We start from the raw sequence: 24,746 nt of genomic DNA, 5'->3' as shown, positions 1-24,746 counted from the left end.
AATTACTATTTTCGATTATTTCGTTTCGTCTTAAACAATCTCACTAAGTTCGAAACAACCGTTTTTGTTACTGCATAAACTGGCACTGCTAAAATCATCCCGATAATTCCCGCAAAGTTACCTACCCCTAAAATTAAAATAATAATTGTTAACGGGTGGATATTTAATTTTGAACTCATAATACGCGGTGAAATAATGTTACTTTCAAACTGCTGTACAATTGTTACGATAATTATTACGTACAATGCTTGCATCGGAGATACGAACAGACCTACAATGACAGCCGGTGCTGCACCGATAAATGGACCTAAGTTCGGAATTATATTTGTAAATGCTGCGATAATCCCTAAAACGAAAGCATACGGTAAACCGATAATTAAATAACCAGTAAATGTAAAGGCACCTATAAATAAACAAACGAGCGCTTGGCCTTGAATATATGCAGATAATGTTTCGTTCGTTTCCTTTATGATACGAAGTCCTTCTTCTCGGTAAGACTCAGGTAATAGGCTAACTGCTTTCCCTGGAAAGGCATGTCCATCTTTAAACATATAAAATAATATGAACGGTACTGTAAATATAACTAACGCAACATTCGTGATGATACCAAATACAGCCGTTGCACTCGACGTAATTGTGTTTGGTATTTCCTTTAAAGATTCAACCACATTTTTTTCAATTGTTTCAATGGAAACGTAGTTTTGTGTAGATATCCATTCAAAAAATCTATGATGGGATAACTCTTGTATGTATATTTTCCCCTCTTTTATGTAAGTTGGCATATTTTTTACTAAATCCATTAACTGTTGTGAGATAGTTGGAACGACTACTCCAATAGCAACCCCACCTAATGTGATAATAAAAAGGTATAGTAGCAAAATCGCTAAATTTCTAGGAACTTTTTTATTCTCTAAAAAAACTAACAAAGGGTTAAATACAAAGTATAAAAATAACGCGATTAAAATTGGGAAAAATAATGTTGATATGAAGATACCAATTGGTTGAAATAGAAACGATATTTTTGTGCAAATAAATATAATCCCTACAACCATCAGCACTTCTAATGTCCAAAAGTGCACTTTCGATTTCAAAAAAACGTCCTCCTTTAAACTAGCACTTCTCTATATTGTACCAAAATAAACATGAATTTCACATAATATTTTCCTTAACAATATTCCAAAATGCCAATAAATACACTACAATGAGATTACATACAAATTTGCAGGTAAAGGTGATAAATATGACACAATGCATCATTTGCAGAAAAGATACGAAAGAACTTAGTGAACAATATGTCATCCCAGAAATATTATGTGGATATTATTTCACAAACTCAATTTGTGATACTTGTCATGAACATATGACAACAAATATTGATCGTCCTTTAATTAGGCATAAATTAAGTCAATTTAAGATTGAGCAAATGAAAAAACAAATCGACTCCCCTCTTTATACGAATGAACATGGCGAGGAACTTGCGGCGGCTGAGACAGATGTTATTGAAGTAAGTGATGAAATACTTTATTCCAATGCATTAATTATGAAACTATGTAAAAAGCACGATATTTCATTACATAATGAAATTTGGAAAGAAGAACGCGTAACGAAAGTAGCTAGCTCTATTCAACGTGAATTACTTCTAGATAACCGTAAATACAAAATGAGCGTATTAAAAATGGCTTATACTTTCGCTGTACAAACAATTGATGGCTATTTTGAAGATCAAGATGCAATTGATATTTCTAACATTCTATTAAATGCAGATTTCATGGAATTAAAAGAAAAGAGTATTGTACGTGACTTAAGCAAAAGTTCTTTATGGAATACATTAAATACAAAGAGTGATAACCATTATTTTATTTTATTAAGCGATAGAGACGGTCTGTTCTGCTTCATTCGTCTATTTGATATCTTTGACGTTGTCGTTCATTTATCAGAAAAGCGATATGAACTTCCATCACCCATTGTTGGCGTAAATAACGTAAATAAGCAGGAATTTTATGTCCAAAGTTTAAAACAATATATGGACGGGCTATTTAAAGAAAAAACACCTTCTATATAATCAGAATCAGAACATACGGTCTCCTTTCTTGATGAAAAGACACTGTGTTATAATGATTATGAAAAGAACAATACAATCACATAATCTAATTATAAATTGTATATAAATAAAAAAGACTAGTGTGCGGCTACACACTAGTCCACGTAACTTAGCAGATTGGATTGTTCATTTATCCTATTTGTTTCTTACAAACAAAACAACCCACATTCTATAGGCATAGGTGGGTTGTTATTTTTTGAGCTTGTCAATTAAGACGACAATAAACGTTAACAATGCAACGAGAAACAGTCCACCTTGCAGTAACAACGTAATTTCACTCATGTATTATCACCCCCCTCCTACTTTGGAGAAGTGATAATTGAACAACCAACCGTACCATAAGTTACCTCTTAATTTTACCATATTTATTAATTGTTTACGATGAAAACCCGTAAGCTTAATAACTTGCGAGTTTTTTTGTTTGAACATCTTGACTGTTGTTTATTTGAAAACTATTTTTTACGGTCCTTAATCCACTGTAACCAATAAGAAAACTCACATGCCAAATGCATTTGATGCGATTTAATAAGGCTATTAGGACAAAGTGCCGGGAACTCTACAACTAGACTTACTTTTATACCAGTATCTGTATCTTTAAATTGATGCCGGACTCCACCAATAATAGTACCGTCTTTCATACGTGCACCACCTGTTGACTGGTATGGATAAGACTTATCTCTAGGTGTTTTCAATCCCGTTTCGTCACCAAAAACAATAAAAAATTGAACCGGAAACGGAGAATTACCAGTAGTTTCAATAACTTCTAATTCATTTTCCCCAAAGGGTCTTAGTACATAGTGATCCGGACAAGCTGATAAATTCACTTGATCATTTTCACGTGATTGTTCAAGCATAAAACTATCAATTCCATTTATCGCTTCTTCTGCCGTAATCCCGTCTAAATAAATACTTGTTTTTGAAAATTTTCGTCTATCGCCAGATAAAACAGTACAAATACGCATACCCATTTCACTTAATTTAAGTTTAGATTTCAACTTATCATACATTTCATTATATGAATAATTTAACTTTAGTTCCGTTAGCTTTTTTATCATGACGTCTGTATCATTTAATTCCGGCTCTTTATGTCCTAATGTATTTAATACTTTTTTAATACGTTCTCTTTTCCACTTTGTAAGTTGCTCTTGCGAAATATTGTTTCCATCGATAATAATCTTCATATACATTCACCTTCTTTTTGATCGTATCGTAGTGTAATTAATACTAAATTAACCATTTCTTGCTTCGTATCTAGATTCAAATTTACTTCTGAATGAGCAATACTGCTAAGACCGTATAAAATAAATCCAGAAGCTAATAATGAGTTCTCAGTATAAAAAATCCCCATTTTCACTCCTTCTTCAATTACTTGTCGAATTAATGGTTGAATTCTTGTGAATAATTTCTGTTCCAATTGAAAATGTTGTTCCGTCTGAAACGAACTCACATTTTTATATGGTGCTAATTTTTCAATAAATGTCCAAAATATATCTAGAGAATCTTTCATCTTCTGCATTACAGACCGTTCATTTGAAATAAGTATTCCTTCGATTAACTCCATATTTTTCACAATGAAGCTATTTAAAGTCTCATCAACAAAATCTTCTTTAGATTTAAAGTAATAGTAAAACAACCCTGTCGCTACACCAGCCTGACTAACAACATCTTTTATGCTAAATCCTCCCATACCATTTTTCATATATAGTTCAAAACCAATATCCATTAACTCTTGGCGTCTTATATCTGGTTCTTTTGATATTCTTTTCATACGTCATCTCCTACTATGTTTTTTACCACGACTGAATCTGATTCAATCATAAATGACTGAACTTAATTCAGTCAATCTTATTTGATAAATTTAAAAATCAATTTAGAAACTAAGCAACAAAACTCCTACAAAAAAAGAGTAATCCAAAAAAATATGCTTCTAACCCTAGATTTATCAAAAAAGTTAGATCATATAATTTGAGACTACTCATTCTCATTAAACACGTATTTTCTTTTCAAATCGATTAAATTTTATTTTAGCTGCACCATTTCTGTCTCTACAATCATTTGAGGAAGCGACTTTTGAATTATTTCTTTTAATACATACAGAGCTTCATCCACATAGCCACCTTCAAAATTCTCTAAGGGCTCAGGTAATTCATCTTCATCTAATATATAGTATTCTTCACTTGGAAGTACCAAAATATCAATAATTAAGTCTTCAAATAACACTAGTTCGTCTGTTATGTACGTATTTTTTACAATATTAAAATAAGCGCCTAAATACATTCCGTTCTTATCTCTCCATATGTATAAATTGTACGGACGATTTTCCCAGTAGTATGCAATGGTGTAACTTCCTTTTGGGATTGTTAAACTCGAATCATTTGTATTCATCGTAAATGAATACTGAACCTCATGAAATAACATGATACTTTGAGATTTCTTTTCAAGTATTAAGCAATTGTGATCTATTATTGTTGAGTCATACCGAATTTTTCTTTCTATAATTTCACTTTTAGGCGTTAGTAATTTATTCATTTTTTGTTTCCCCTTATGCTATTTCTAGTCTTAATTATATCCGTTTATATAGTGATAAAGAAGTGTATGACCTACAATTACACAATAAAACTCCTTCTTATTTAGAAGGAGTTTTTCACTATCCACCATTCATATGTTTTAACCTTTCAGTAACCGCATCATAAAATTTTCGTTTCTCATCAACATTTAAGTGCACACGACTTACTGTTTTAGTAAATCCATACAACAACTGCGCTTTCACTGGCTCTTTTAACGTTATTTCAAAAGTAGCAGGTTCTTTTATGAACTCCATAACAGTTGCATCAAGAACCTCTTTTTCTTCTTTCTTTAAAAGTTCACCTTTATAAAACACAATGTTGTTAATTTGAGTAAATGGCAAAACGATTTTCTTTCCTAATCCGATCTGAATGATTATGTTGTCTTCTCTTACGACAATTGGATTTTTACGCATCGCTTGTATTTCAGCTAAAAAATAAATCATCGCATATACGTTTAATATGAGTAAAATCCAAGCTATTACTGGATTCCATTGATGAAGTAAATAATGAAAACCAATACTTTCAATTAATGTTGCGTGAATAATCATGATATACACACCTATTGCACCGGTCTTTTTGTGATAGGAATATGTGCATTCACCATCTGGTACTTTTTCACGCCACGATAAAAACGCATAATAGATTAACTTACACTCAGTAAGAATGATACTTACAGCCTTACTTCTTTTCATAGTAGCATCAAACGCTGCATCAATTGCATAAGAAAATGACGAATATTCACTTCTATATTCTTTAAATCTTTTTACTATGTTAGGAAGCATTCTAACAATTTTATATAGAAGGAATAATTCTAAGCCTACAAATACAATTTCTCCTGCAACTATTATATAAGTAACGAATGAAAAAGCTTGTAAATAGTCACTAGGAATTATAAATCTTGCGAACACGTATCCAGCTATAACTACAGGAAATATATACGTTAACGAGTATCTTTTCCTAATAATAAAGAAATATGTGATGACTGGAATTACAAACATAAAATCTAATAACGAACCAAGCACTACTTCTTTTGGAGCAGCTGGTACAATTGGAAGAGCATACAATAAATAGTTTGATAACATAATTAAAGATACGAGTCCAATCCAAATACCTTTTCGCTTCCGTGAGATGGCAACATTCATGCGTTCACTCCTCTATTTAAAAACCTCGTTTAAATGTTCTTTATAAAATGAAATGGCACGTTCAAATTCTTTTACTGTATCTACTTTTACGACAGTTTCAAGTAATAATTTCATCGCGGATTCGTGATCGTTCACATTATATTTGGCTAATGATAAAAAAACTTTCATAGCGTCATTCTCTGGGAACTTCTGTATCCCTGCTTCTAAAATAGTAATTGCTTTATCATACTCTCCAATACAACGATATGTACTACCAAGACCAATATAAGCTCCGCAAAGTGATTCACCTTCAAGACCGTTTGCAATAGCCTGTTCATAATACGGCACTGCTTCCGTTTCAAGACCCATTAAATCATGTATCCAAGCGCATTGATAAAGCACTTCTGCATCCCTCGTAAAATTTGTTAATCCTATAAGTATTTCTCTGGACTGCGCATATTTCTTATCGTTCCGGAGTTTAATAGCTTGCTTTAATAAATGTTCCATAGAACCCACTCCTCACCAATTATTCTCTGTATAGATCTTGATTGGTTTACGCTTCACATTCGATTAAAGTCTCACTCATTTATATACTATGCGGATTCATTCTTATCTAAAAACTAAATTTTACAAAGCAGTAATACGAGTACATAATACTTCTAAGCTTTTGACAATTTCTTTCGCTGTATCATCTTTCCCATGACATAACTTCCCTTTACCATCTTCTCCAATTACATAGTGTACAGCCTCGCGCGAATATAAAGAATGTGGTGAATTCGCTATCATTACATTCGCCTTCGCTTCTTTCATTCTCTTTTTCGCTCTATCGAACAATTCTTCTTCATTTAAATCACTTTCCAGTTTAAAACCAACGAGTACTGTTTCCGGATCCCACTCTTTGATTTGCTTTAATACTTTCGGTGCCTTTTGAAAATGAATAATAGGTGCGATATCACTTGAAATTTTCCCATTCATATTAAGAACATTTCCATCTTGATCACAAATTTTTTCAACAATCCAATCTGATCCAGCCGCTGCCATAATGACGGCATCAACTTTTTCATGTGTAATGATACTTTTCATTTTATCTTGCAAATCAACAATTCCCTCAAATGGATGTAACTCTAATCCTTTATTTACATCGCTTGGTTTCTCAGCAAAATAACCGTGTAAATATATTACATGTGCCTCTTTAGCTATAAGTTCTTCTGCAATTATTCTACCAATTGTTCCTTTTGCCATATTCGTATGACCACGCACTTGATCCCATTTTTCTAAACAACCACCACTCGTAATTAATACCTTTTTCCCCTTCATTGTAACCATCCCTTACTGATTTTTCTTACGAAACCATTCTGTTCCAAAGTCAACTATATCACGTTGCTTCATAAGACGGCACGTTGCGTTGCCTATTTTTCCGTTTGTTACAGTTCCTTTTTGCTCAAACTCTACACCGATTTCTACAAACACATCAGAATCATAATCCATTTCAACAAACTCTTTCCATACTCTTTCACCGTTTTCTAAAATTGGTGCTCCTACTTTTATTAGCTCACGCGCACCAGTGCGTATTTCAGATAAATGGACAGACGTATTGGAATCATATCCAACGCCAATTAATAATATATATCCATCTAAATCGTATATTTTTCTTAATGGTGATTCCTCTCCTAAACTCATTGATAGTGAATGATTCATCGTTATTGCCTCTGCATATTTTCCCCATGCAGCAAAACTTCCTAATGGATGATTGCTGCGCACTACATTCGGATATGTACGGAAACATTCAACTATTTCACCCATTCCTCTTGTTGGTGTTATGCGTGGATCAAATGCTGGGACATTATCACGGATAATCTGCCACCAGTCTTCAGGTACAGGTGGTCTTGACCAATGTTTCGGATCGGATAAATCTGAAGATTGCGTTGGCATAATTATCGTTCCTTCTTTTGTAACGACTTTCATTAACGCTTCTACTACCGCAACCGCTCCACCAGAAATCCAACCGATCGAACTTAATGATGAATGAACGATAATTGTCATTCCTTTTTCGACTCCTAATATCTTTAAATCTTTTGTAATTGATTCAATTGTATTAGGAAATCGTGTATTCGCTACTATTTCATTTATTTTCATAACGGTTCCCCCACTAACACTATATATTAAAATTTAAACCTATTCATAAATATATTATCATATTTTTCTTAATATTTAACTTAATCATTTTCATTTTTATTAAAATGCTAATAAACACATCTGGTATTGTATTACATATCGAAAAAAAAGAGAAAAGATATAAACCCGATTATGTATATTGATGTACCTCAACTTAGAGAATTTATTAAAATCGCAGATGAAGATGAATACTCCTTTAATCGAAACTATATCTTCATGTTAAACATATTGTAACATTGTATATCCATCCTTTTTCATGAAAAAAGATTAACTCTTTTTTAAAGAGCTAATCTTTTTACGCCGTTATTTTTTCTTCTTTTTTCACAACGACTGCTACATAGCTATGTAGTATCATCCCGATAATAACAAGGCTCATACCAATCCAAGATAAGGATGACGGAATTGGGGCAGATAACCAGATGAGCTCTCCTACAAGCGCAAATAATACTTCACCAGACTGCGTTGCTTCGACTGTTGCTAATTTTTGCGGATCATCTTTTACAAGATCTGTCGCAAAGAAGAATAATACTGTTGCGATTAAACCAGAACTAACTGCTACAATAAAACATTGAAAAACTTGGCTACTTGACGGTAATCCATTTGTAGATACCTCATAACCAGATAGAATAAACCAAAATGGTAAACTTGCTAATGTCATACCGAGAACCCGCTGGAATACATCTAATTCCCCTTTACAAACTTGCATCATTTTTCTATTTCCAAGTGGATACGCAAACGCTGCAATGAGAACAGGAACTACACATAAAATGGTTTCACGAATTCCTAAAGAAGACGCATGTTCTACTTGCATGAGAACAACACCAAATAAAATAATGCCCGACATAACTAATTCCTTCATCGGAAGTTTTTTATGTAATGGGTCTACCGCAAAAAATGGCGTTAACAAAATACCAGCGATGATCGTAATTTGCCATGTTGACGCAACAAGCCAACCGGGCCCAAATGCACCAGCAAAACTAAGCGGTGCATAAAAAAGACCGAATCCTATAATACTCCATAACAACCATTCTTTCGGATTGTTTTTCATATATTGAAAGAGCTGCTTTAAATTGCCTCTATACATGACAATCAGTAAAAGCATTGGAACCATAAAATAATAACGCAATGATGCACTCCATATCCAGCTTCCACCTTCTAAGTCCATCGACCGATTTAACACAAAGGTAAAGGCAAAGAAAAATGATGCCAATATTCCAACTGCAATAGCTTTCATCTTAAAACCCCTTGTTAAGTTTCTTCCTATATCATACAACAAAGAAAATATAATTAAAATTATAAATTTTCAATTTATATGCAGTATGATAAACTCCCTCTTAAAAGAACAACACCATATGTTCATCATCACTATACACACCATTCATCTTTATAGCTCTCTTTTCAATTCCATACGTTTTAAAGCCGAGCGATTCATATAATTTCTTTGCCGGTTCGTTTGTTGATACCACACCTAAATTCAATTGCTCTAATTTCATTTCGCTTGCTCTTTCAATTGCCTTACGTATTAAATTACGCGCAAGACCACTTCTTCGATTACTTGCATCTACATACATCGCAACGATATGCCCTTTATGCTTATATGCTTCCTTTTCTTCTGTTAATAAAGTAACAACTCCAACTAAACGACTCTCTTTATTAAAAGCACCAAATGTAAAACTACTATTAGACGAAAGATTACTAGCAACGCGGTCAAGTGGCTTTTCTTGACTCACTGCTTCTTCATATGTCGTTACAAATGCTTCTGGATTTACTTGTAATGCTTGTAAACGTAGCTCCCAATATTGCTTTGCATCCACTTTTGTAAGTAATCGAATCATTTTATCTATCCCCTTTTTAATTTACATAATATTTTTATATACAATTAACTTTCGATTCATACTCTTCTTTTAATAAACTGTAACGATAGCGATGAATGAACTTACCATGGCGCAATCGATCATTTCTCATTAATCCTTCACATACAAATCCTGCTTTTTCATAACTCTTTCTTGCTTGTGTATTATCTTCATCTACACGTAACCAAATTTTCTCTAATTCGAACTGAGAGAACCCTATTTGTAACATGCTGTTTAGAGCAGCCATTCCAAACCCTTTTCCCCAATACTCTTTCTTACCAATCGCAATTCCTAATTCTGCATTTTTATTTGTTTTATCAAAGTTTTTAAGATCTACCCAGCCAATATGTATACCTTTCTCTGTATCGATAGCTCTTTGTTCATAACCATTCTTTCGACTTATACATGCTTCAATCCATTTTTTCGTATCGTCACGAGTAAACGGTGGATATTGATCTGGTACGACTAAATATTCGGTCACTTCTGTATCTAATGACCAGTGATATCGATCATCTACATCATCAAGTGTCAGTTCTCTTAATTTAACGTTTGGTACATTCATTTTACTATCCCCTTTTTATTTGCCAATAGAAAACCCTTCGAACACTCTTCCTCCATAATGTTCTAAAGTCTTTTCAATAAAAATAATTAATTCATTTTTCTCTCCTGTTTTATAAAAATGATCAAAGGCCGTTACAAACTGTTCTGCGTATTGCTCATCATATCTTTTCAGCACTCTTATAAACCATTTTGAATTTCCAAGCCACCTACTATTTACTCTTAATACATATTCATGTACTAAATCCGCTAATAAATTAGCAATGAACAATTCTTCTTCTCTCTTCGTTGCACCAATGAAATCATCCAAAGTATCTGTAATAAAATAGCGTTTCTGTTTCATCGTTTCTTCATTCCATTTTCCAGGACCTTGCTTTAATAAATCATTCGCTTCTCTTTTTAATTTCTCAACAATTTCATTTTCCCCTTTTAATACAATCCCCTCTGAAACTAATTGCGGTAACGAAGGTCTCCCTCGATCACAATCCATTTCAAAAAAGTTTTTATACGTTTCAAAATTATGTACAAATACTTCAACGGGCCAACCATTACTATAGAAGGATTCTCTATAACAAGATGACAAACTATGATCTATTATTACAATATCAAGGTCAGATGTTTTAGTCGCTTCTCCTCGTACGACGCTTCCTCCGAGTAAAGCTACATCACAATTCGGAAATTGTGATGTAATTATGCTTTGTGCCGCTTCAATTGGTTTCATAGCCATTCTCCTTTTTTATTTCACTTTCTTTTTTTCAGCTCTTTCTCTCGCCTTTTTTATATACGGTTCTGCGTCTGGCGTTTTACATGACGTTGCACCGTGATCAACTTCTACTTTTCCAATTTCACGTGCAATTTCAATTGCTTGTCGTTCTAAGTATTCATTACGAATTCCTATTGCGATTAAAGCACTATTCATTGCTTCTTTTTTTCTATTTTTTTCATTATGTATATGAATTCTAATCTCTGCTAAATACGGTAAGAAGAAATCATCATGTAACGTTTTATTTTTAATTGCAATATTCGCTAATAAAGACCATCCAGCTCTCCCAATCCATTCATCGTCAGATTTTGTCCATTCTTCCATCCTATCTATTGCGATTGGCGAAGTACATATCGCTGTCATAAGAACGTCCATTAAACAATAATAATCGACATCCTGCACCCAACTATTAAGCTGTTCTGGCGTTACTTTCTTCGGGTCTAAAATATATGTCGCTAAAGTCATAGCATCCATATTTTTCGTTTCCCATAACGAGATTGCTAAATCATGATCTTTTTTTATTTTCTTTTTTAACAATTTTAAATTCGCAAAGCTAACTCCAAATAACGGCTCTTTCGCCCCATGGTTTTTATACGTCTTACACGTTTGTACTGTCCCATATTCCTCTAGTTGCTGCATTACTTCTTCAAGTAACATATGTCCACCTCATTTATGTTTTATGTTGACTTAATATATATGTACGATATATTCTACATTATTTTTTGATTTTCCTATATTTATTTTTTAAATACGGTATGTGAAATTTTAATCCTTTTCATCTTTTTGCCCATAACCATCTTACTTCCTAAACGATACCATATCATATCATTTGTCCCAATCTATATCGTTGGACCGATGGATGTAATAAAACCTATTAATAAGAGTATCATTTCAAAAGAAATGCTTAAAATATAAAAGCCACTTACCTTAAATGTAGGAAATGGCTTTTATAATTTAAAGTTACTTGCTTCTATTTTTCATTTTTATGCTGTAAATTTTACAGATCAATAATTACTCATTTTCTTTTTTCTCTTTTCTTTCTTCGGAAGGCTCTTCAGTTGGATCTGGCTCCTGTTCATCCTTTTTATTTAACTCATTATTTTTTTCATTCGTAGGATCTTGCTGTTTATTCTTATCCTGTTCTCTTTGCTCAGAAGGTTCCTCCGTTGGATCTGGTTCCTGTTCATCCTTTGGAGCTGTATTACACCCAAAAAGCAGCCCTACTGTAAATATACTTGTCATACAAATAGAAAGTATTTTTTTATACTTCAATTAAAGCACCTCCTAAAATTAATATCCTTTGTAGTGTTTCCTATTAAGGATTAGAATTATCCATTTTTTGTCCCATTTACTCAAAACACCATTGTTATAAAATCTTGCATACTTTCGGACAAACTTTCTTGTACTTGTAAAAAAGTTTTTTTGCATTTCCCTACCTATAATTGCTAATATAGTAGAGTAGAACTTTTATAGAGAGTAGGAAAATTATGCACAATGGAATTCGGATGACAACTTTAGTGAAAAGGGCTATGTTGATTTGCGCTGGGGTATTATTTACTTACGAAGCCGCTTTTGGATCAGTACATACTGCTCTAGCAAGTACAGAGGATGAAGCAAAATCAGTTCAACTTGTAAGCGAAATTCAAACTTCTCTTGCACCAAAAGAAGCTCCAAAGCAATATAATGGGCAAGTTAGAAAAGTCGCTTACTTAACATTTGATGATGGTCCTGGAAAATACACAGCTGAGCTTTTAGATATGTTAAAGAGTGAAAATGCAAAAGCAACATTCTTCCTAATTGGTTCAAACGTTAAAGCTTTCCCCGACCTTGTAAAACGTGAAGATGCTGAAGGCCACTACGTTGGGATGCACAGCATGACTCATAACTACAAAAAACTTTACACAGAGGGTCATTACGTTGATGAAATGAAAGAAGACCAAGGCTTAATCGCTGGTGTTCTAGGAAAATCACCAGTATTAACTCGTCCTGCTTACGGCTCAATGCCAGGTTTAAATGAAGCTCTTCGTAACAAAGTTGCCGAGAGTGGTTTAAAAGTTTGGGACTGGACAATTGATTCATTAGACTGGAAGTACAACAAAATGCCTGTTGATGCTGCATCAGCTAAAATTGTAGAAAACGTTTTAAATGGTGCAACAAACCCAACAGAAGTTATTCTTATGCACGATATTCATCCACAATCAGTTAAAGCAGTACCTGGAATTATTAAAGGGCTGAAAGAAAAAGGATATGAACTAGAAAGCTATCATGAAAACGAACACTTCCCAGTAAACTTCTGGCATGATAATCGCATGTAATAAAAAGACTTGATTCCCTCTAGTAGGTTATCAAGTCTTTTTTTATCGTTTTGGGAATTTTCTTTGTTGCTCTTCAATAGAACGAATAATGTTCTCTCTTTCATCTTGAGTTATTCTAATAGAAAATTCGTATTCCTCTTCCCTACACCATGAAGGATTAAGTTCCAACGATAAACGAATAACAATATGAAACTCCCCTTCTTTTTCTCCCATAAATTCAAATGCTAAATTTGGTTCTATGAAATCTAGTTCGTTATATGTAGGGTTTGGTAAAGATTGAAACCATTTTATCATGTACTGTAAGTCGGAAGTTTGTAAAAAAGGATCTATCTTTTCAAAAATATTATTCTCTTCTAAAAGTTTCGCTTTTACCATTAGCCAATTACGATCATATGTATCATTTGCATTTTCAAACTCGTACTTCACAACCTCTAAGTGTAATGATATTTTTTCGTTTTGAAAATTCATGAATTTCTCCTTCCTTCTATGAATCTTTTGTTTAATGAATTTTATTAATTCCGATACTTAAAAACCATTATCCTTTATACATGAAATAAATTTGATTTGCCATATAATCTGAACTAAAGTGAAGTCCATTCCTTATCCACCACATGATAATACCTACCAATGAGGCTGTTTTAATATCAACTGCAACATAATCATCTGGTAAATCCTTTTTCGTATTCTCTCTTCTCGTTTCTATTAATTGCTTAATAAATAAAAATAATTGCTCCTCAAATTTATTCATTTTAAATAAAATAAATAAATAGTTTCGGTGAATATATAAATAATCCAGTAGTTGTATTAGCTTTTGTTTTTCTGATAAATCTTTTGCATGTATTAAATCAACAATTTTATTAGAAAGTTCATTTAAAATCTCATTCGTAATTTGGTCTAGTAAATCTTGAATGTCTTGATAATGTAAGTAAAATGTTGTTCGATTTAATCCTGCTTTTGTTGCGACTTTTTGGACCGTTAAGCTTGAAATACTAGGATTCTCACTTAGAAGAGAAAAAACAGCATTTTTAAACATTTCTCTTGAACGAACTGTACGAGGATCTTCTTTTTTATGTGTAGACACTTTAAAACTCCTTTATATATTTTCTCTTTACTTACTCGACAGTGCATACCTTCAGTGCCGAGTAGTGAACATTTTCAAAAAAACTGTTCATGGTCAAAGAAAATTTATTTTGTTACCATTAATTTTATCGACACAATGTCGATAAATCAAGTGAATAATGAAGGAGTTTACCAATGCAAAATGAAATATCAGAAAGAAACAAAAAAATTATATTAGCTGTCCTCATTACTGGCTGTTTTTTATCAACACTCAATCAGACTTTATTAAATGTGGCGATGAGTAATTTAATGGAAGTATTTGATGTAACAGCTACAACAGTACAATGGCTATCAACAGGCTTTATGCTCATAAATGGTGTTCTAGTACCAATTACTGCATTTTTAATGAAACGTTATACAACACGGCAACTATTTATTAGCTCGATGCTCTCTTTGTTTATTGGAACTGTTCTCTGTGCATGTGCCATGAACTTTGGCGTTCTGTTAACAGGAAGAATGATTCAAGCAGTTGGGGCAGGAATTATTATGCCACTAATGATGACAGTTATTTTATATTTATACCCTAGTGAAAAGCGCGGAAGTGTAATGGGGACTATCGGCTTCGCTATCATTTTCGCTCCAGCCATCGCTCCAACTTTATCTGGTTTTATCATTGAATATGTATCATGGAGATGGCTATTTATCGGATTGGCTCCATTTGTATTTATCGTTATAATTCTCGCATTTAAATATTTAATGAATGTTGCTGAGACAACAAAAGCCACATTAGATATCGTAAGTGTCATTTTATCAACGATTGGCTTTGGTTGTGTTATATTCGGATTTAGTAGTGCAGGAAGCAAAGGTTGGGATCATCCGGTTGTTATTACTACCATTATCACCGGTATATTCGTTACAACTTTATTCTGTTTACGTCAAATAAAGTCAAATGATCCATTACTAAATTTATCCGTATTTAAATATAAAATTTTCACTCTTACTTCAGTCATTAACATTCTCATTACGATGATTATGTATGCTGATTTAATTCTTTTACCAATTTACTTGCAAAATGGACGTGGTTTTACCGCATTTGAATCCGGTCTACTTCTTTTGCCTGGAGCTGTGATTAATGCCTTCTTATCCCCTATCACGGGCAAAATGTTTGATAAATACGGAGCAAAGCCACTCTTTATTACAGGTTTAATATGTATAATCATTTCAATGTGGGGTGTAATTGATTTAACAGAATCTACAACTTATATGTATTTAATGGTTCGTACTATTCTTTTACGAATTGGGTTAAGCTTCATTTCGATGCCTTTAAATACTGCAGGCCTAAATGCTTTACCAAGAGAACTAGGTTCACACGGTTCAGCAGTAAACAATACTATCCGCCAATTAGCAGGCGCGATTGGAACAGCGGTTATCATCACCGTATATACGATCCAGTCAACTTCACATACTTTACAGTTATCTAGTGAAAATGGAAACATATCTGCTATGCAAGTAACAAAATTATCTTCTATCTTCAGCTCAAGTGATGCCTACGTATTTATGTTAGTATTATCTTTTGTTGCTTTGATTATTGCATGTTTCATGCCTAAGAAAGTAGCAATCCAAAAATATGAAAGTAAATCTTAAAACTAAAACCTACACATTTAAAATTAAATACTTAAAAGATGGCTCCGGAATTGTACCGGAGCCATCTTTTTGAATGTCCATTACTAATAATCATAATAATAATTGTGTAATTCATCCTCGATTACTATTTGAAGCAATTGTTTTTTTAAGCTATTCTTTTCTTAATTATGCATCAAAATAGATTACCCTTGTAATTTTTCATACCGTTTAACAGCTTAGCACATATTACTCTTAAGGAGTGATATATAAATGGATTTTCTTTCATCTGAATATTTGTCCGCCTTGCTTGCCATTATTGTAATTGATTTAGTTTTAGCTGGTGATAATGCTATTGTAATTGGATTAGCAGCAAGACGATTACCGAAAGAACAGCAAAAGAAAGTCATCATTTGGGGAACTATCGGAGCAATCGCTATAAGAGCTGCTGCCACCTTAGTTGTTGTTTGGTTATTAAAAATACCAGGATTACTTCTAATTGGTGGTGTACTTCTTATATGGATTGCTTACAAATTAATTGCTGAAGGCAAAGATCATGATATTAAGGCAGAAGAAGGATTCTGGTCTGCTATTAAAACCATTATTATAGCTGATGCGTTAATGGGAATAGATAATGTTCTCGCTGTTGCAGGAGCTGCACATGGTAATTTTTCTTTAGTAATCATCGGGCTATTAGTTTCTATTCCTGTAGTCGTATGGGGAAGTACATTGATTTTAAAATGGGTGGACCGTTTCCCTATCATCATTACGATTGGAGCAGCCGTTTTAGCCTATACTGCTGCGAAAATGATTGTAAGTGAAAAATGGTTTGTAGGATTTTTCGAGGGAAACCCTTTAGTTAAATGGGGATTCATCATTATTATCATTGTAGGTGTAGTATTCTTCGGAAAGGCGAAACAAAAAACAAAAGATCCTTCTGTATAATAACGATGGAATTATATACAAACAAGAACGCTACTCATATGAGTAGCGTTCTTTAGTATTTATTTAGCTTCCTCTTCCGGAGTCGTCTTTACCTTCGGCTTATTTTTATCACGATTGTTGTAATTGTACTTTGAAGGATCTACTGGGGTAAATCCTTCCGGTGTGTAGAATCGTAATAAATCTCCGTTAACAACTTGGTCAGAGTATTTTAGTGATTTTTGAACCATTTGTTCATTTTGTTTTATTTCATCTGTAAATTCTACAGGTTTCCCAGTCGCTGTATCATAATATTTGCCGTTCAGTGCAGTAACTGTTGGGCTTACGTAGTTACCATTACGGAACGGAACGACTTGTTTATGCTCTGGCGATAATAAATCTGATCCGAATTGGACATAATTTTTTGTATCTGTCCCTAGTAAGTGTAATAACGTTGGAAGAACGTCAATTTCTCCGCCGTATTGATGTTGTACGCCGCCTTCCATTCCTGGTACGCGAATAATTAAAGGTACACGTTGTAATTGAGCATTTTCAAATGCGTTCATTTCTTTACCCATTATTTGAGACATTGCTGCGCTATGATTATCTGAAATACCGTAATGGTCACCGTACATAACGATAATTGAGTTATCATATAAACCAGATTGTTTCAAGTAATCCATGAATCCTTTTACAGATTCATCTAAATAACGTGCTGTTTGGAAATACGTATCTACAGAAGAGTCACCTGTTTTGGCTGGTTCAATCGTTGCTTCCGCCTGATCAATAGGATAAGGGAAATGATTCGATAACGTAATGAACTTCGCATAGAACGGTTGTTTTAACGTTTGTAATAATGGAATTGATTCATTAAAGAATGGTTTATCTTTTAATCCATAGTTTACTACATCTTTTTCGTTCATATCATAGTATGACGCATCAAAGAATTTATTAAAACCAAATGATTTATAAATTTCATCACGATTCCAGAACGTTTTGTAGTTACCGTGGAATACTGCTGATGTGTATCCTTGTTGCCCTAAAATAGCTGGTGCTGATTGATATGTGTTATGAGCTTTATTTGTAAAAACAGATCCTTGTGGTAATCCGTACATTGAGTTCTCTAACATAAACTCCGCATCAGATGTTTTACCTTGTCCTGTTTGATGGAAGAAGTTATCAAAGTATAACGTATTCTCATCTTTTATAAATGAGTTTAAGAATGGTGTAACCTCTTGGCCATTTAATTTGTAGTTTAGTAAAAAGTTTTGGAATGACTCTAAATGAATATAAATTACGTTCATTCCTTTTCCTTTACCAAAGTACTCAGGATTTGGACTTGCATATGTTGATGTAAGATAGTTTCTAACTTCTGTCATATTATCTCCATCAGCTAATGCTCGTTCTGTTGATGCTTTCGCACTTTGAATACCATCATAAATCGTAAAGTTATACACTCCTAAATATTTCACAATATAATTACGATCAAACGTTCTAGTTAATAACTGAGGACGATCCGATTCTGCGAGTCCTAAGTTAATACTAAAGAATAAAATACCTGCTATAAACACAAGTGATAATTTATGCTTCGCAACACGGATTGGTTTAGGGTTTACAAATTTCGTTGCGACTAAAACAATTAAAATGATTGTATCTAAGAAATATAGTGGATCATATACATGTAGCAATGCAAAAATACTATTACCTAAATCTCCAAAGTTATTCGATTGTGTTAATGTCGGGAACGTAATAAAGTCGCTGAAAAAGCGGTAATATACTACGTTTGAGTATAAAAGTATAGACATTAGCAAATCAATAACAATTAACCAAATGTAAGCTCGTTTCCCCTTTGCGAATAATGCGAGCCCTAAAAATATAACTGCTGAACTTAACGGGTTGAAAAACAGTAAGAACTTTTGGATTGTATTTGATATCCCTAAATTAAATTCTATCACATATGCTGCATACGTTTTTAACCATAATAAAATAACTGCAAACACGAAAAATCCAAAGTGATTGCTTAACACTCGTTTACTCTTTAATAGTAATTGTTTCATCTCTCCACCTCTTTTGATCATCCAAGGCTTATTTTGATATAAGTCTGTCTCTCTATTCAATTTTTCTTCTTCAACTAGATTTTTTTATTTAACTATATGAAGAATATTAGTAATTATAATTTGAAGCCTTTATTTATTCAACTATTTCTTTTTAAACATTTTGACCTTGGTTTCTATTTAACTAAATTAATTTGTAACATTTCCTGTTTTCTCCCAAAGTCCATCCAACTAATTATGACTCCACATACTATAAACCTATATTCACTGCTTCGCAAATAAATATGTCTCCAGTTTTGGAACATTATTGTAATGTATTTAAATTCACTATACATAACATTTGTTTTTTCATTGTATAAAAAAGGATACATTAATTCGATGTTTATTAACGTTCGGGTAATTCCACTGGATGCAACATCAAAATCAATTACCTCCACTAAAGTTAGTTTTGAATAATTATTCATAATACATAAAAAACCTCGCTCTCAAAACGAGAGCGAGGTTTTTTCATATATTATTGACCTTTATACATTGCATCTACTTGTTTTTGAAGCTCTTCATTTTCTAAGAACTCATCGTAAGTAGCCTCTTTATCGATTACACCGTTTGGCGTTACTTCGATAATGCGGTTTGCAATTGTTTGTACAAACTGATGGTCATGAGATGTAAATAACATTGTACCTTTGAATGCGATTAAACCGTTGTTTAATGCAGTGATAGACTCAAGGTCTAAGTGGTTCGTTGGATCGTCAAGTGTGATTACGTTCGCACCACTTAACATCATTTTAGATAGCATACAACGAACTTTTTCGCCTCCAGATAATACAGAAACGTTCTTCTTAACTTCTTCACCTGAGAATAACATACGGCCTAAGAAACCACGTAAGAAGCTTTCTGACTCATCTTGTGGAGAGAATTGGCGTAACCAATCAACTAAGTTGGAGTCACTGTTCTCAAAGTATTTAGAGTTATCTCTTGGGAAGTAAGATTGAGATGTTGTAACGCCCCATTTGAATGAACCGCTATCTGGCTCCATTTCACCCATAAGGATTTTAAATAATGTTGTCATCGCAATATCGTTACGACCGATAAATGCAACTTTATCACCTTTATTTAAAGTGAAGTACACATTATCTAACACTTTTTCACCATCAATTGTTTTAGAAAGACCTTCAACAGTTAATAAGTCATTTCCTATTTCACGCTCAGGTGTAAAGCCAACGAATGGATAACGACGTGATGATGGTCTAATATCATCTAATGTAATTTTATCTAATAATTTTTTACGAGAAGTTGCTTGTTTCGCTTTAGATGCGTTTGAGCTAAAGCGTGCAATGAAGTTTTGTAACTCTTTTACTTTCTCTTCTTTTTTCTTATTAGCATCTTGTGTTAATTTTAAAGCTAATTGGCTTGACTCATACCAGAAGTCATAGTTACCAACATAAAGTTGAATTTTACCGAAATCAAGATCAGCCATGTGCGTACAAACTTTATTTAAGAAGTGACGGTCATGGGATACAACGATTACTGTATTTTCAAAGTTCATTAAGAAGTTTTCTAACCATTGAATCGCTTTTAAGTCCAAGTGGTTGGTAGGCTCATCTAGTAATAGAATGTCAGGTTTACCGAATAAAGCTTGAGCAAGTAATACCTTTACTTTCTCTGCACCAGTTAATTCTGACAATTTCTTATCATGAAGATCTTCACCAATACCAAGTCCTTTTAGTAAGATTGCAGCTTCTGACTCAGCTTCCCAACCGTTAAGCTCAGCGAACTCACCTTCAAGTTCAGCAGCACGCATACCATCTTCATCACTAAAGTCTTCTTTCATGTAAATGGCATTTTTCTCTTGCATTACTTTGTAAAGTTGTGTGTGACCCATAATTACTGTTTCTAATACTGGGAACTCTTCATATTCGAAGTGGTTCTGTTTTAATACTGCTAGACGCTCACCTGGCGTAATATGTATGTCACCTGTTGATGGCTCAATTTCTCCAGATAAAATCTTTAGAAATGTTGATTTACCAGCACCGTTTGCTCCGATTAAACCGTAGCAATTACCTGGTGTGAATTTTATGTTAACATCTTCAAATAATTTGCGATCCGCGAAACGCAAACTAACGTTACTTACTGTAATCATTTGTGTCCTCCTACTAATACCGCTTATTTCAGCGTTTTCTCACCGATTGTCTTAAAAACCGCAAATTACGATTCACTTATTGTAGACTATAGCTATTATATAGTAGAAGATGGATGAATAGCANNTGCTATTCATCCATCTTCTATGTTATTTTCCCATACATACGCAAAAGGCAACTTCCTTTTACAGATGAATGGCGATATGAAAGACGAAGAATTCGTTAAATATAAAGATGTGATGGACAATTTCACTATTTTTTATTACTTATTTTCTTTGTATAGTCCTTCATTTTACCTGTTACCCCCATTAAAGCAGGTAATAACACTGGCATAATAATAAAAGCTAATAATAGAAGTCCAATAACAGCAACTGATGCAACTTGTATAAGAGTTAATACACCTGAAGGTATTAAAGCTGCAAATGTCCCGCCTAAAATGAGTGCTGCTGATAATACGACTCCGCCTATGTGACGAGATGCAGTTATAATTTTTGTTAGTGAATCCCCTTCTAGCTCGTTATAGCGCATCATCAAGAAGATGCTATAATCCACTCCTAAAGCGACAATCATTATGAAACTAAAGAATGGAACATTCCAGCTTAATGACTCAACGTTTAATACATGCGTACTTATTAGCTCACTTATACCAAGTGATGTGAAGTACGTTAAAATTAAAGATCCAATAATAAAAATCGAATTTAAGAATGAACGGGTAATTACAATTAATACAATCCCAATTCCAATCAACATAATCGTAGCAGTACGCAAGAAATCTTGCCCAGTTACTTCTTTTAAATCAACATTTCTAGCTGTTGTCCCTCCGATTGCTGTTTTCGCATCATTTAATTCCGTCCCCTTTAACGTGCCATCTATCGTTTTATTTATTTCATGAATAATAGGCATCGCTTCTTTTGAATACGGATTCACATCTAAAATGATTGTCATTTTAGCAGTTTTTCTATCATGTGACATATACGTATTCAATGCTTTTTGGAAGTCTTCTCCCTCCAAAACTTCTTTTGGAATATAGAACTTCTCAGAGCTTTTCGATTCATTCAGCTCACCTAAATATTTTTGAGCATCCCCTAGACCGTTACTTACTTTTCCTAAACCTTCTGTACTTTTAGATAAGCCTGATTGTAATTGGCCCATCTTTTCTTGCAAATCTTTTAGCCCCGTTAATAACTGCCCTTGCCCATCGTTTATTTTCGTTAATCCAGATTGTAACTCACCTGATTTGTTCGCAATTTGTTTTGAACCTGTAGCTCCTTCGTTCAAGCCATTTTTCAGCTCGGTTGCTCCTTTTTGTAATTGCGTAACGCCACTGTTCATTTCTTTTAAACCGCTATCTACTTTCAGTAACGATTGATTCGCTTCTTTAAATAAACTCATCGCTGCATTATGCTGCGTTGCTAGTTCGTTTAATTCTTTTGAAAGTGCATTTAATTGCTTTTGAGCTTCCTTCGCAATTCCTATCGTTTGCTGTATGTTTGGATCATTTGCTAATTCTGGTTTCGTTTGAATGAAATTGGTCATTAACATTTCAATTTGTTCGTATCCTTTTTTCGCACCATCAATTGCTTGTGCAATACTTCCAAAGTATTGATCGTAAGAGCTTAACCCTTTTTCTAATTGTGCATAGCCAGCATGAAGCTGCGACGTTGCATTAGATAGGACATTTATATTTTCATTTACTGAAGCTAACCCACTCTCAATTTGCTGTGCTCCTTGTGCTCCATCGTTTATTCCATTTGATAATTGATTTAACGCTGTTCCTAAAGCCGATACACCATTTTTCGCTTCATTTGTTCCATCAATTAACTTTTGAACATTTGCGAGACTGTTTGAGTCATTACCACCCATTTTTTCCTTAGCATCAGTTAGCCCGTCATTTATTTCTTTAATACCACCATTTGCATCCCCTATGCCTGTATTCAGTTCTCCAGCCTGTTTATTTATATACAGTTCTTTTATTTTTTCTCCTGTTGGACGCGTCGGTGAATATACTTCTGAAACACCTTTAACTTTCGAAATTTTATCAGTTAACTCATCCAATGTTTGTAGAGAAGTCGCCTCATCTAACTTCTTATCCGATTGAATGACTAACGTACCTGGTGACGAAAATCCTGGTGGAAAATGGTCTTCTATTTCGTTAATCCCCATCTTTGACTCATACTTATTATCGACTTCAAATAAGTCATTATAATTCAGCGTGTTGGAATATTTTAATACGAAAGGAATCGATATCACAAACACAATAATTAAAGCAACAAATGGTCTTGCTACCGAGTTTTTCGCAAAGAAACCCCATAAACGACTATCTTCATGTCCTTTAAATGTTTTAACTGGATAAAACATTCCTTTTCCTAATAGCACCATGAAAAATGGATTTAATGTCGTTAAAACAAGTAATAATACTGCAACTCCAATTGATACCGCTGAAGTTGATTGATACAATTTAAAACTTGCTAAAATAAGTGAAGCAAATCCAATTAGCACCGCTATCCCGCTATATAAAACGGTTTTCCCAGCCGATTTAAATGTCTCTTTCGTAGCCAAAAATGCATTTTCTTGTTTACTTAATTCTTCTTTAAATCTTGTATATAATAAAATGTTATAATCTGTTCCCACTCCAAATAATACAACTACGACAAACACCTGTGTAAAATTCGAAAACGGAAAATTAAATTGATCTACAAGATGAGCAATTACGCCCATTGAAACTAAATACGATACCCCAACTGTAAGAAGAGAAATGATTGGAACAATTGGTGAACGAAATACAATGATTAATACAACAAGAATGAAAATGATTGAAATAACTTCTGTCTTTTTCACTCCCTCTTGAGAGGACTTAAGAAAATCATCTCCGATTAAGTCACTTCCTGTTAAGTATGTTTTTACCCCTTTCGGTTTAACTTTTTTATGTAGCTCCTCTGCAACTTTTGATATTTCACCATGCTTTTTATCTACCGATATTTGCGTTAAAATAGTCGTATTGTCTTTAGAAATTAACTGTTTTTCCAAGTCTTTATTATCTAAATGTGAAACAACTTCCTTAATTCCTAATTTCTCTTTTTCATTTTGTAACGCATTGATCGTTTTTGTTATTTCCTCTTTTTGCTCAGTAGTTAAAGCTGCTTTATTACCACTATTAAAAACCGCTATAATTTCGTACTTTTCAGCCCCTTCTTTATCCATCTCTTTTATCATCTTGTCAGCAATACTACTTTGTTCTGTATTAGGAATCGAAATTTGCCCTTTTTCTTTCACTAACTTATCCATATTAGGCATCGTTACGACCATTGTAATAGTAATAACTATCCATAATAGAAAAGATAAACTTCTCCAATTTTTTAAGTTGCTCATATGAATCATCTCCTACTTTTAGAATTTCATGTTGCACCCGGAATGAACGTTCATTCCTATTATTCTATTAAATTATCTTTAAATTTATTTACCTACATCTGTCGGAATGAATATTCATTCCTTTAGTTGTAC

24 protein-coding genes and 1 pseudogene are annotated in these 24,746 nt (G+C 33.4%); 5 read left to right on the top strand and 20 right to left on the bottom strand.

From position 1 onward, the window contains the following. Positions 1-5: 5 nt before the first annotated feature. Positions 6-1,091, bottom strand: coding sequence for an AI-2E family transporter (locus COC96_RS06110; RefSeq protein ID WP_098768498.1), 1,086 nt, complete (start codon positions 1,089-1,091; stop codon positions 6-8). 149 nt (positions 1,092-1,240) lie between these two features. On the opposite strand from COC96_RS06110, the gene COC96_RS06105 reads away from it, so the two are divergent. Beyond that, complete coding sequence (locus COC96_RS06105) at positions 1,241-2,062, top strand: HNH endonuclease (protein ID WP_098266411.1); 822 nt, start codon at positions 1,241-1,243, stop codon at positions 2,060-2,062. Positions 2,063-2,290: 228 nt separating this feature from the next. Here the strand turns inward: COC96_RS06105 and COC96_RS27925 are convergent, their stop codons facing one another. The 14 genes from COC96_RS27925 to COC96_RS06035 form a co-directional block, all read right to left on the bottom strand. Then, positions 2,291-2,383 carry a putative holin-like toxin gene (locus tag COC96_RS27925; protein WP_001290205.1) on the bottom strand — a complete coding sequence of 31 codons (93 nt, stop codon included), beginning with the start codon at positions 2,381-2,383 and terminating at the stop codon, positions 2,291-2,293. Positions 2,384-2,553: 170 nt separating this feature from the next. After that, positions 2,554-3,282: a hypothetical protein gene (locus tag COC96_RS06095; RefSeq protein ID WP_098266410.1), complete on the bottom strand. Its 729-nt coding sequence runs from the start codon at positions 3,280-3,282 to the stop codon at positions 2,554-2,556. Continuing rightward, the gene (locus COC96_RS06090) at positions 3,279-3,869 is read right to left on the bottom strand and encodes a TetR/AcrR family transcriptional regulator (protein ID WP_098266409.1); all 591 of its coding nucleotides are present in this window, start codon (positions 3,867-3,869) and stop codon (positions 3,279-3,281) included. Before COC96_RS06090 ends, COC96_RS06095 begins: the two co-directional genes overlap by 4 nt. 251 nt (positions 3,870-4,120) lie before the next feature. Continuing rightward, positions 4,121-4,630, bottom strand: coding sequence for a DUF402 domain-containing protein (locus COC96_RS06085; RefSeq protein WP_098768497.1), 510 nt, complete (start codon positions 4,628-4,630; stop codon positions 4,121-4,123). A gap of 118 nt (positions 4,631-4,748) precedes the next feature. Then, positions 4,749-5,810: a hypothetical protein gene (locus tag COC96_RS06080; protein ID WP_098768496.1), complete on the bottom strand. Its 1,062-nt coding sequence runs from the start codon at positions 5,808-5,810 to the stop codon at positions 4,749-4,751. 12 nt (positions 5,811-5,822) lie between these two features. Then, the gene (locus COC96_RS06075) at positions 5,823-6,296 is read right to left on the bottom strand and encodes a tetratricopeptide repeat protein (RefSeq protein WP_141535988.1); all 474 of its coding nucleotides are present in this window, start codon (positions 6,294-6,296) and stop codon (positions 5,823-5,825) included. 120 nt (positions 6,297-6,416) lie between these two features. Then, entirely contained in the window at positions 6,417-7,106 is a 690-nt protein-coding gene (locus tag COC96_RS06070; protein WP_098768495.1) for a phosphopantothenoylcysteine decarboxylase domain-containing protein, read from the bottom strand. Between the two features lie 12 nt (positions 7,107-7,118). Then, positions 7,119-7,919, bottom strand: a complete 801-nt coding sequence (locus tag COC96_RS06065; protein ID WP_141436353.1) for an aminoglycoside N(3)-acetyltransferase — start codon at positions 7,917-7,919, stop codon at positions 7,119-7,121. Positions 7,920-8,259: 340 nt separating this feature from the next. Then, positions 8,260-9,198, bottom strand: a complete 939-nt coding sequence (locus COC96_RS06060; RefSeq protein WP_098768494.1) for a DMT family transporter — start codon at positions 9,196-9,198, stop codon at positions 8,260-8,262. Positions 9,199-9,298: 100 nt separating this feature from the next. Next, the gene (locus COC96_RS06055) at positions 9,299-9,799 is read right to left on the bottom strand and encodes a GNAT family N-acetyltransferase (protein ID WP_098768493.1); all 501 of its coding nucleotides are present in this window, start codon (positions 9,797-9,799) and stop codon (positions 9,299-9,301) included. A 34-nt stretch (positions 9,800-9,833) separates the two neighbouring features. Continuing rightward, entirely contained in the window at positions 9,834-10,379 is a 546-nt protein-coding gene (locus tag COC96_RS06050) for a GNAT family N-acetyltransferase (RefSeq protein ID WP_098768492.1), read from the bottom strand. A gap of 15 nt (positions 10,380-10,394) precedes the next feature. Then, positions 10,395-11,096: a nucleotidyltransferase domain-containing protein gene (locus COC96_RS06045; RefSeq protein WP_098768491.1), complete on the bottom strand. Its 702-nt coding sequence runs from the start codon at positions 11,094-11,096 to the stop codon at positions 10,395-10,397. Positions 11,097-11,111: 15 nt separating this feature from the next. Next, positions 11,112-11,795, bottom strand: a complete 684-nt coding sequence (locus COC96_RS06040; protein ID WP_098768490.1) for a DNA alkylation repair protein — start codon at positions 11,793-11,795, stop codon at positions 11,112-11,114. 354 nt (positions 11,796-12,149) lie between these two features. Further along, positions 12,150-12,410, bottom strand: coding sequence for a hypothetical protein (locus tag COC96_RS06035; RefSeq protein ID WP_098266399.1), 261 nt, complete (start codon positions 12,408-12,410; stop codon positions 12,150-12,152). Positions 12,411-12,625: 215 nt separating this feature from the next. Between COC96_RS06035 and COC96_RS06030 the strand changes: the two genes are divergently transcribed. Continuing rightward, entirely contained in the window at positions 12,626-13,453 is an 828-nt protein-coding gene (locus tag COC96_RS06030; RefSeq protein ID WP_098768489.1) for a peptidoglycan-N-acetylglucosamine deacetylase, read from the top strand. Between the two features lie 42 nt (positions 13,454-13,495). On the opposite strand, the gene COC96_RS06025 is transcribed toward COC96_RS06030, so the two are convergent. Both COC96_RS06025 and COC96_RS06020 read right to left on the bottom strand, forming a co-directional pair. Next, positions 13,496-13,921 carry a WapI family immunity protein gene (locus COC96_RS06025; protein WP_098266397.1) on the bottom strand — a complete coding sequence of 142 codons (426 nt, stop codon included), beginning with the start codon at positions 13,919-13,921 and terminating at the stop codon, positions 13,496-13,498. A gap of 67 nt (positions 13,922-13,988) precedes the next feature. Then, complete coding sequence (locus tag COC96_RS06020; protein ID WP_098768488.1) at positions 13,989-14,534, bottom strand: TetR/AcrR family transcriptional regulator; 546 nt, start codon at positions 14,532-14,534, stop codon at positions 13,989-13,991. A gap of 173 nt (positions 14,535-14,707) precedes the next feature. Here COC96_RS06020 and COC96_RS06015 point away from each other — a divergent pair, with 173 nt between their 5' ends. Then, positions 14,708-16,156 (top strand): DHA2 family efflux MFS transporter permease subunit, encoded by a 1,449-nt coding sequence (locus tag COC96_RS06015; RefSeq protein WP_098768487.1) that lies wholly within the window; start codon positions 14,708-14,710, stop codon positions 16,154-16,156. A 249-nt stretch (positions 16,157-16,405) separates the two neighbouring features. Further along, positions 16,406-17,077 (top strand): TerC family protein, encoded by a 672-nt coding sequence (locus COC96_RS06010; protein ID WP_098266391.1) that lies wholly within the window; start codon positions 16,406-16,408, stop codon positions 17,075-17,077. Between the two features lie 59 nt (positions 17,078-17,136). Here the strand turns inward: COC96_RS06010 and COC96_RS06005 are convergent, their stop codons facing one another. Together COC96_RS06005 and COC96_RS05995 are read right to left on the bottom strand one after the other, a co-directional pair. Next, positions 17,137-19,110, bottom strand: a complete 1,974-nt coding sequence (locus COC96_RS06005; protein ID WP_098266390.1) for an LTA synthase family protein — start codon at positions 19,108-19,110, stop codon at positions 17,137-17,139. A 511-nt stretch (positions 19,111-19,621) separates the two neighbouring features. Beyond that, positions 19,622-21,247: an ABC-F family ATP-binding cassette domain-containing protein gene (locus COC96_RS05995; RefSeq protein WP_098266388.1), complete on the bottom strand. Its 1,626-nt coding sequence runs from the start codon at positions 21,245-21,247 to the stop codon at positions 19,622-19,624. 144 nt (positions 21,248-21,391) lie between these two features. On the opposite strand from COC96_RS05995, the pseudogene COC96_RS28445 reads away from it, so the two are divergent. Continuing rightward, positions 21,392-21,490: pseudogene (locus COC96_RS28445) on the top strand (stress protein); the annotation flags it as partial. Positions 21,491-21,497: 7 nt separating this feature from the next. On the opposite strand, the gene COC96_RS05985 reads toward COC96_RS28445, so the two are convergent. Beyond that, a complete protein-coding gene (locus COC96_RS05985; protein WP_098768486.1) occupies positions 21,498-24,614 on the bottom strand; it encodes an MMPL family transporter in 3,117 nt (1,038 codons plus the stop codon). Positions 24,615-24,746: the final 132 nt, after the last annotated feature.

The sequence above is a fragment of the Bacillus cereus genome (assembly GCF_002577405.1).
In the GTDB taxonomy this organism is placed as follows: domain Bacteria; phylum Bacillota; class Bacilli; order Bacillales; family Bacillaceae_G; genus Bacillus_A; species Bacillus_A cereus_AU.
This window is presented reverse-complemented; position numbering and strand designations above follow the sequence as displayed.

Bases quoted from the DNA above. Each gene is read 5' to 3' on its own strand.
- COC96_RS06105 (WP_098266411.1), top strand. From the start codon at position 1,241: ATGACACAATGCATCATTTGCAGAAAAGATACGAAAGAACTTAGTGAA.
- COC96_RS27925 (WP_001290205.1), bottom strand. From the start codon at position 2,383: ATGAGTGAAATTACGTTGTTACTGCAAGGTGGACTGTTTCTCGTTGCA.
- COC96_RS06095 (WP_098266410.1), bottom strand. From the start codon at position 3,282: ATGAAGATTATTATCGATGGAAACAATATTTCGCAAGAGCAACTTACA.
- COC96_RS06090 (WP_098266409.1), bottom strand. From the start codon at position 3,869: ATGAAAAGAATATCAAAAGAACCAGATATAAGACGCCAAGAGTTAATG.
- COC96_RS06085 (WP_098768497.1), bottom strand. From the start codon at position 4,630: ATGAATAAATTACTAACGCCTAAAAGTGAAATTATAGAAAGAAAAATT.
- COC96_RS06080 (WP_098768496.1), bottom strand. From the start codon at position 5,810: ATGAATGTTGCCATCTCACGGAAGCGAAAAGGTATTTGGATTGGACTC.
- COC96_RS06075 (WP_141535988.1), bottom strand. From the start codon at position 6,296: ATGGAACATTTATTAAAGCAAGCTATTAAACTCCGGAACGATAAGAAA.
- COC96_RS06070 (WP_098768495.1), bottom strand. From the start codon at position 7,106: ATGAAGGGGAAAAAGGTATTAATTACGAGTGGTGGTTGTTTAGAAAAA.
- COC96_RS06060 (WP_098768494.1), bottom strand. From the start codon at position 9,198: ATGAAAGCTATTGCAGTTGGAATATTGGCATCATTTTTCTTTGCCTTT.
- COC96_RS06055 (WP_098768493.1), bottom strand. From the start codon at position 9,799: ATGATTCGATTACTTACAAAAGTGGATGCAAAGCAATATTGGGAGCTA.
- COC96_RS06050 (WP_098768492.1), bottom strand. From the start codon at position 10,379: ATGAATGTACCAAACGTTAAATTAAGAGAACTGACACTTGATGATGTA.
- COC96_RS06045 (WP_098768491.1), bottom strand. From the start codon at position 11,096: ATGAAACCAATTGAAGCGGCACAAAGCATAATTACATCACAATTTCCG.
- COC96_RS06040 (WP_098768490.1), bottom strand. From the start codon at position 11,795: ATGTTACTTGAAGAAGTAATGCAGCAACTAGAGGAATATGGGACAGTA.
- COC96_RS06030 (WP_098768489.1), top strand. From the start codon at position 12,626: ATGCACAATGGAATTCGGATGACAACTTTAGTGAAAAGGGCTATGTTG.
- COC96_RS06025 (WP_098266397.1), bottom strand. From the start codon at position 13,921: ATGAATTTTCAAAACGAAAAAATATCATTACACTTAGAGGTTGTGAAG.
- COC96_RS06015 (WP_098768487.1), top strand. From the start codon at position 14,708: ATGCAAAATGAAATATCAGAAAGAAACAAAAAAATTATATTAGCTGTC.
- COC96_RS06010 (WP_098266391.1), top strand. From the start codon at position 16,406: ATGGATTTTCTTTCATCTGAATATTTGTCCGCCTTGCTTGCCATTATT.
- COC96_RS06005 (WP_098266390.1), bottom strand. From the start codon at position 19,110: ATGAAACAATTACTATTAAAGAGTAAACGAGTGTTAAGCAATCACTTT.
- COC96_RS05995 (WP_098266388.1), bottom strand. From the start codon at position 21,247: ATGATTACAGTAAGTAACGTTAGTTTGCGTTTCGCGGATCGCAAATTA.
- COC96_RS05985 (WP_098768486.1), bottom strand. From the start codon at position 24,614: ATGAGCAACTTAAAAAATTGGAGAAGTTTATCTTTTCTATTATGGATA.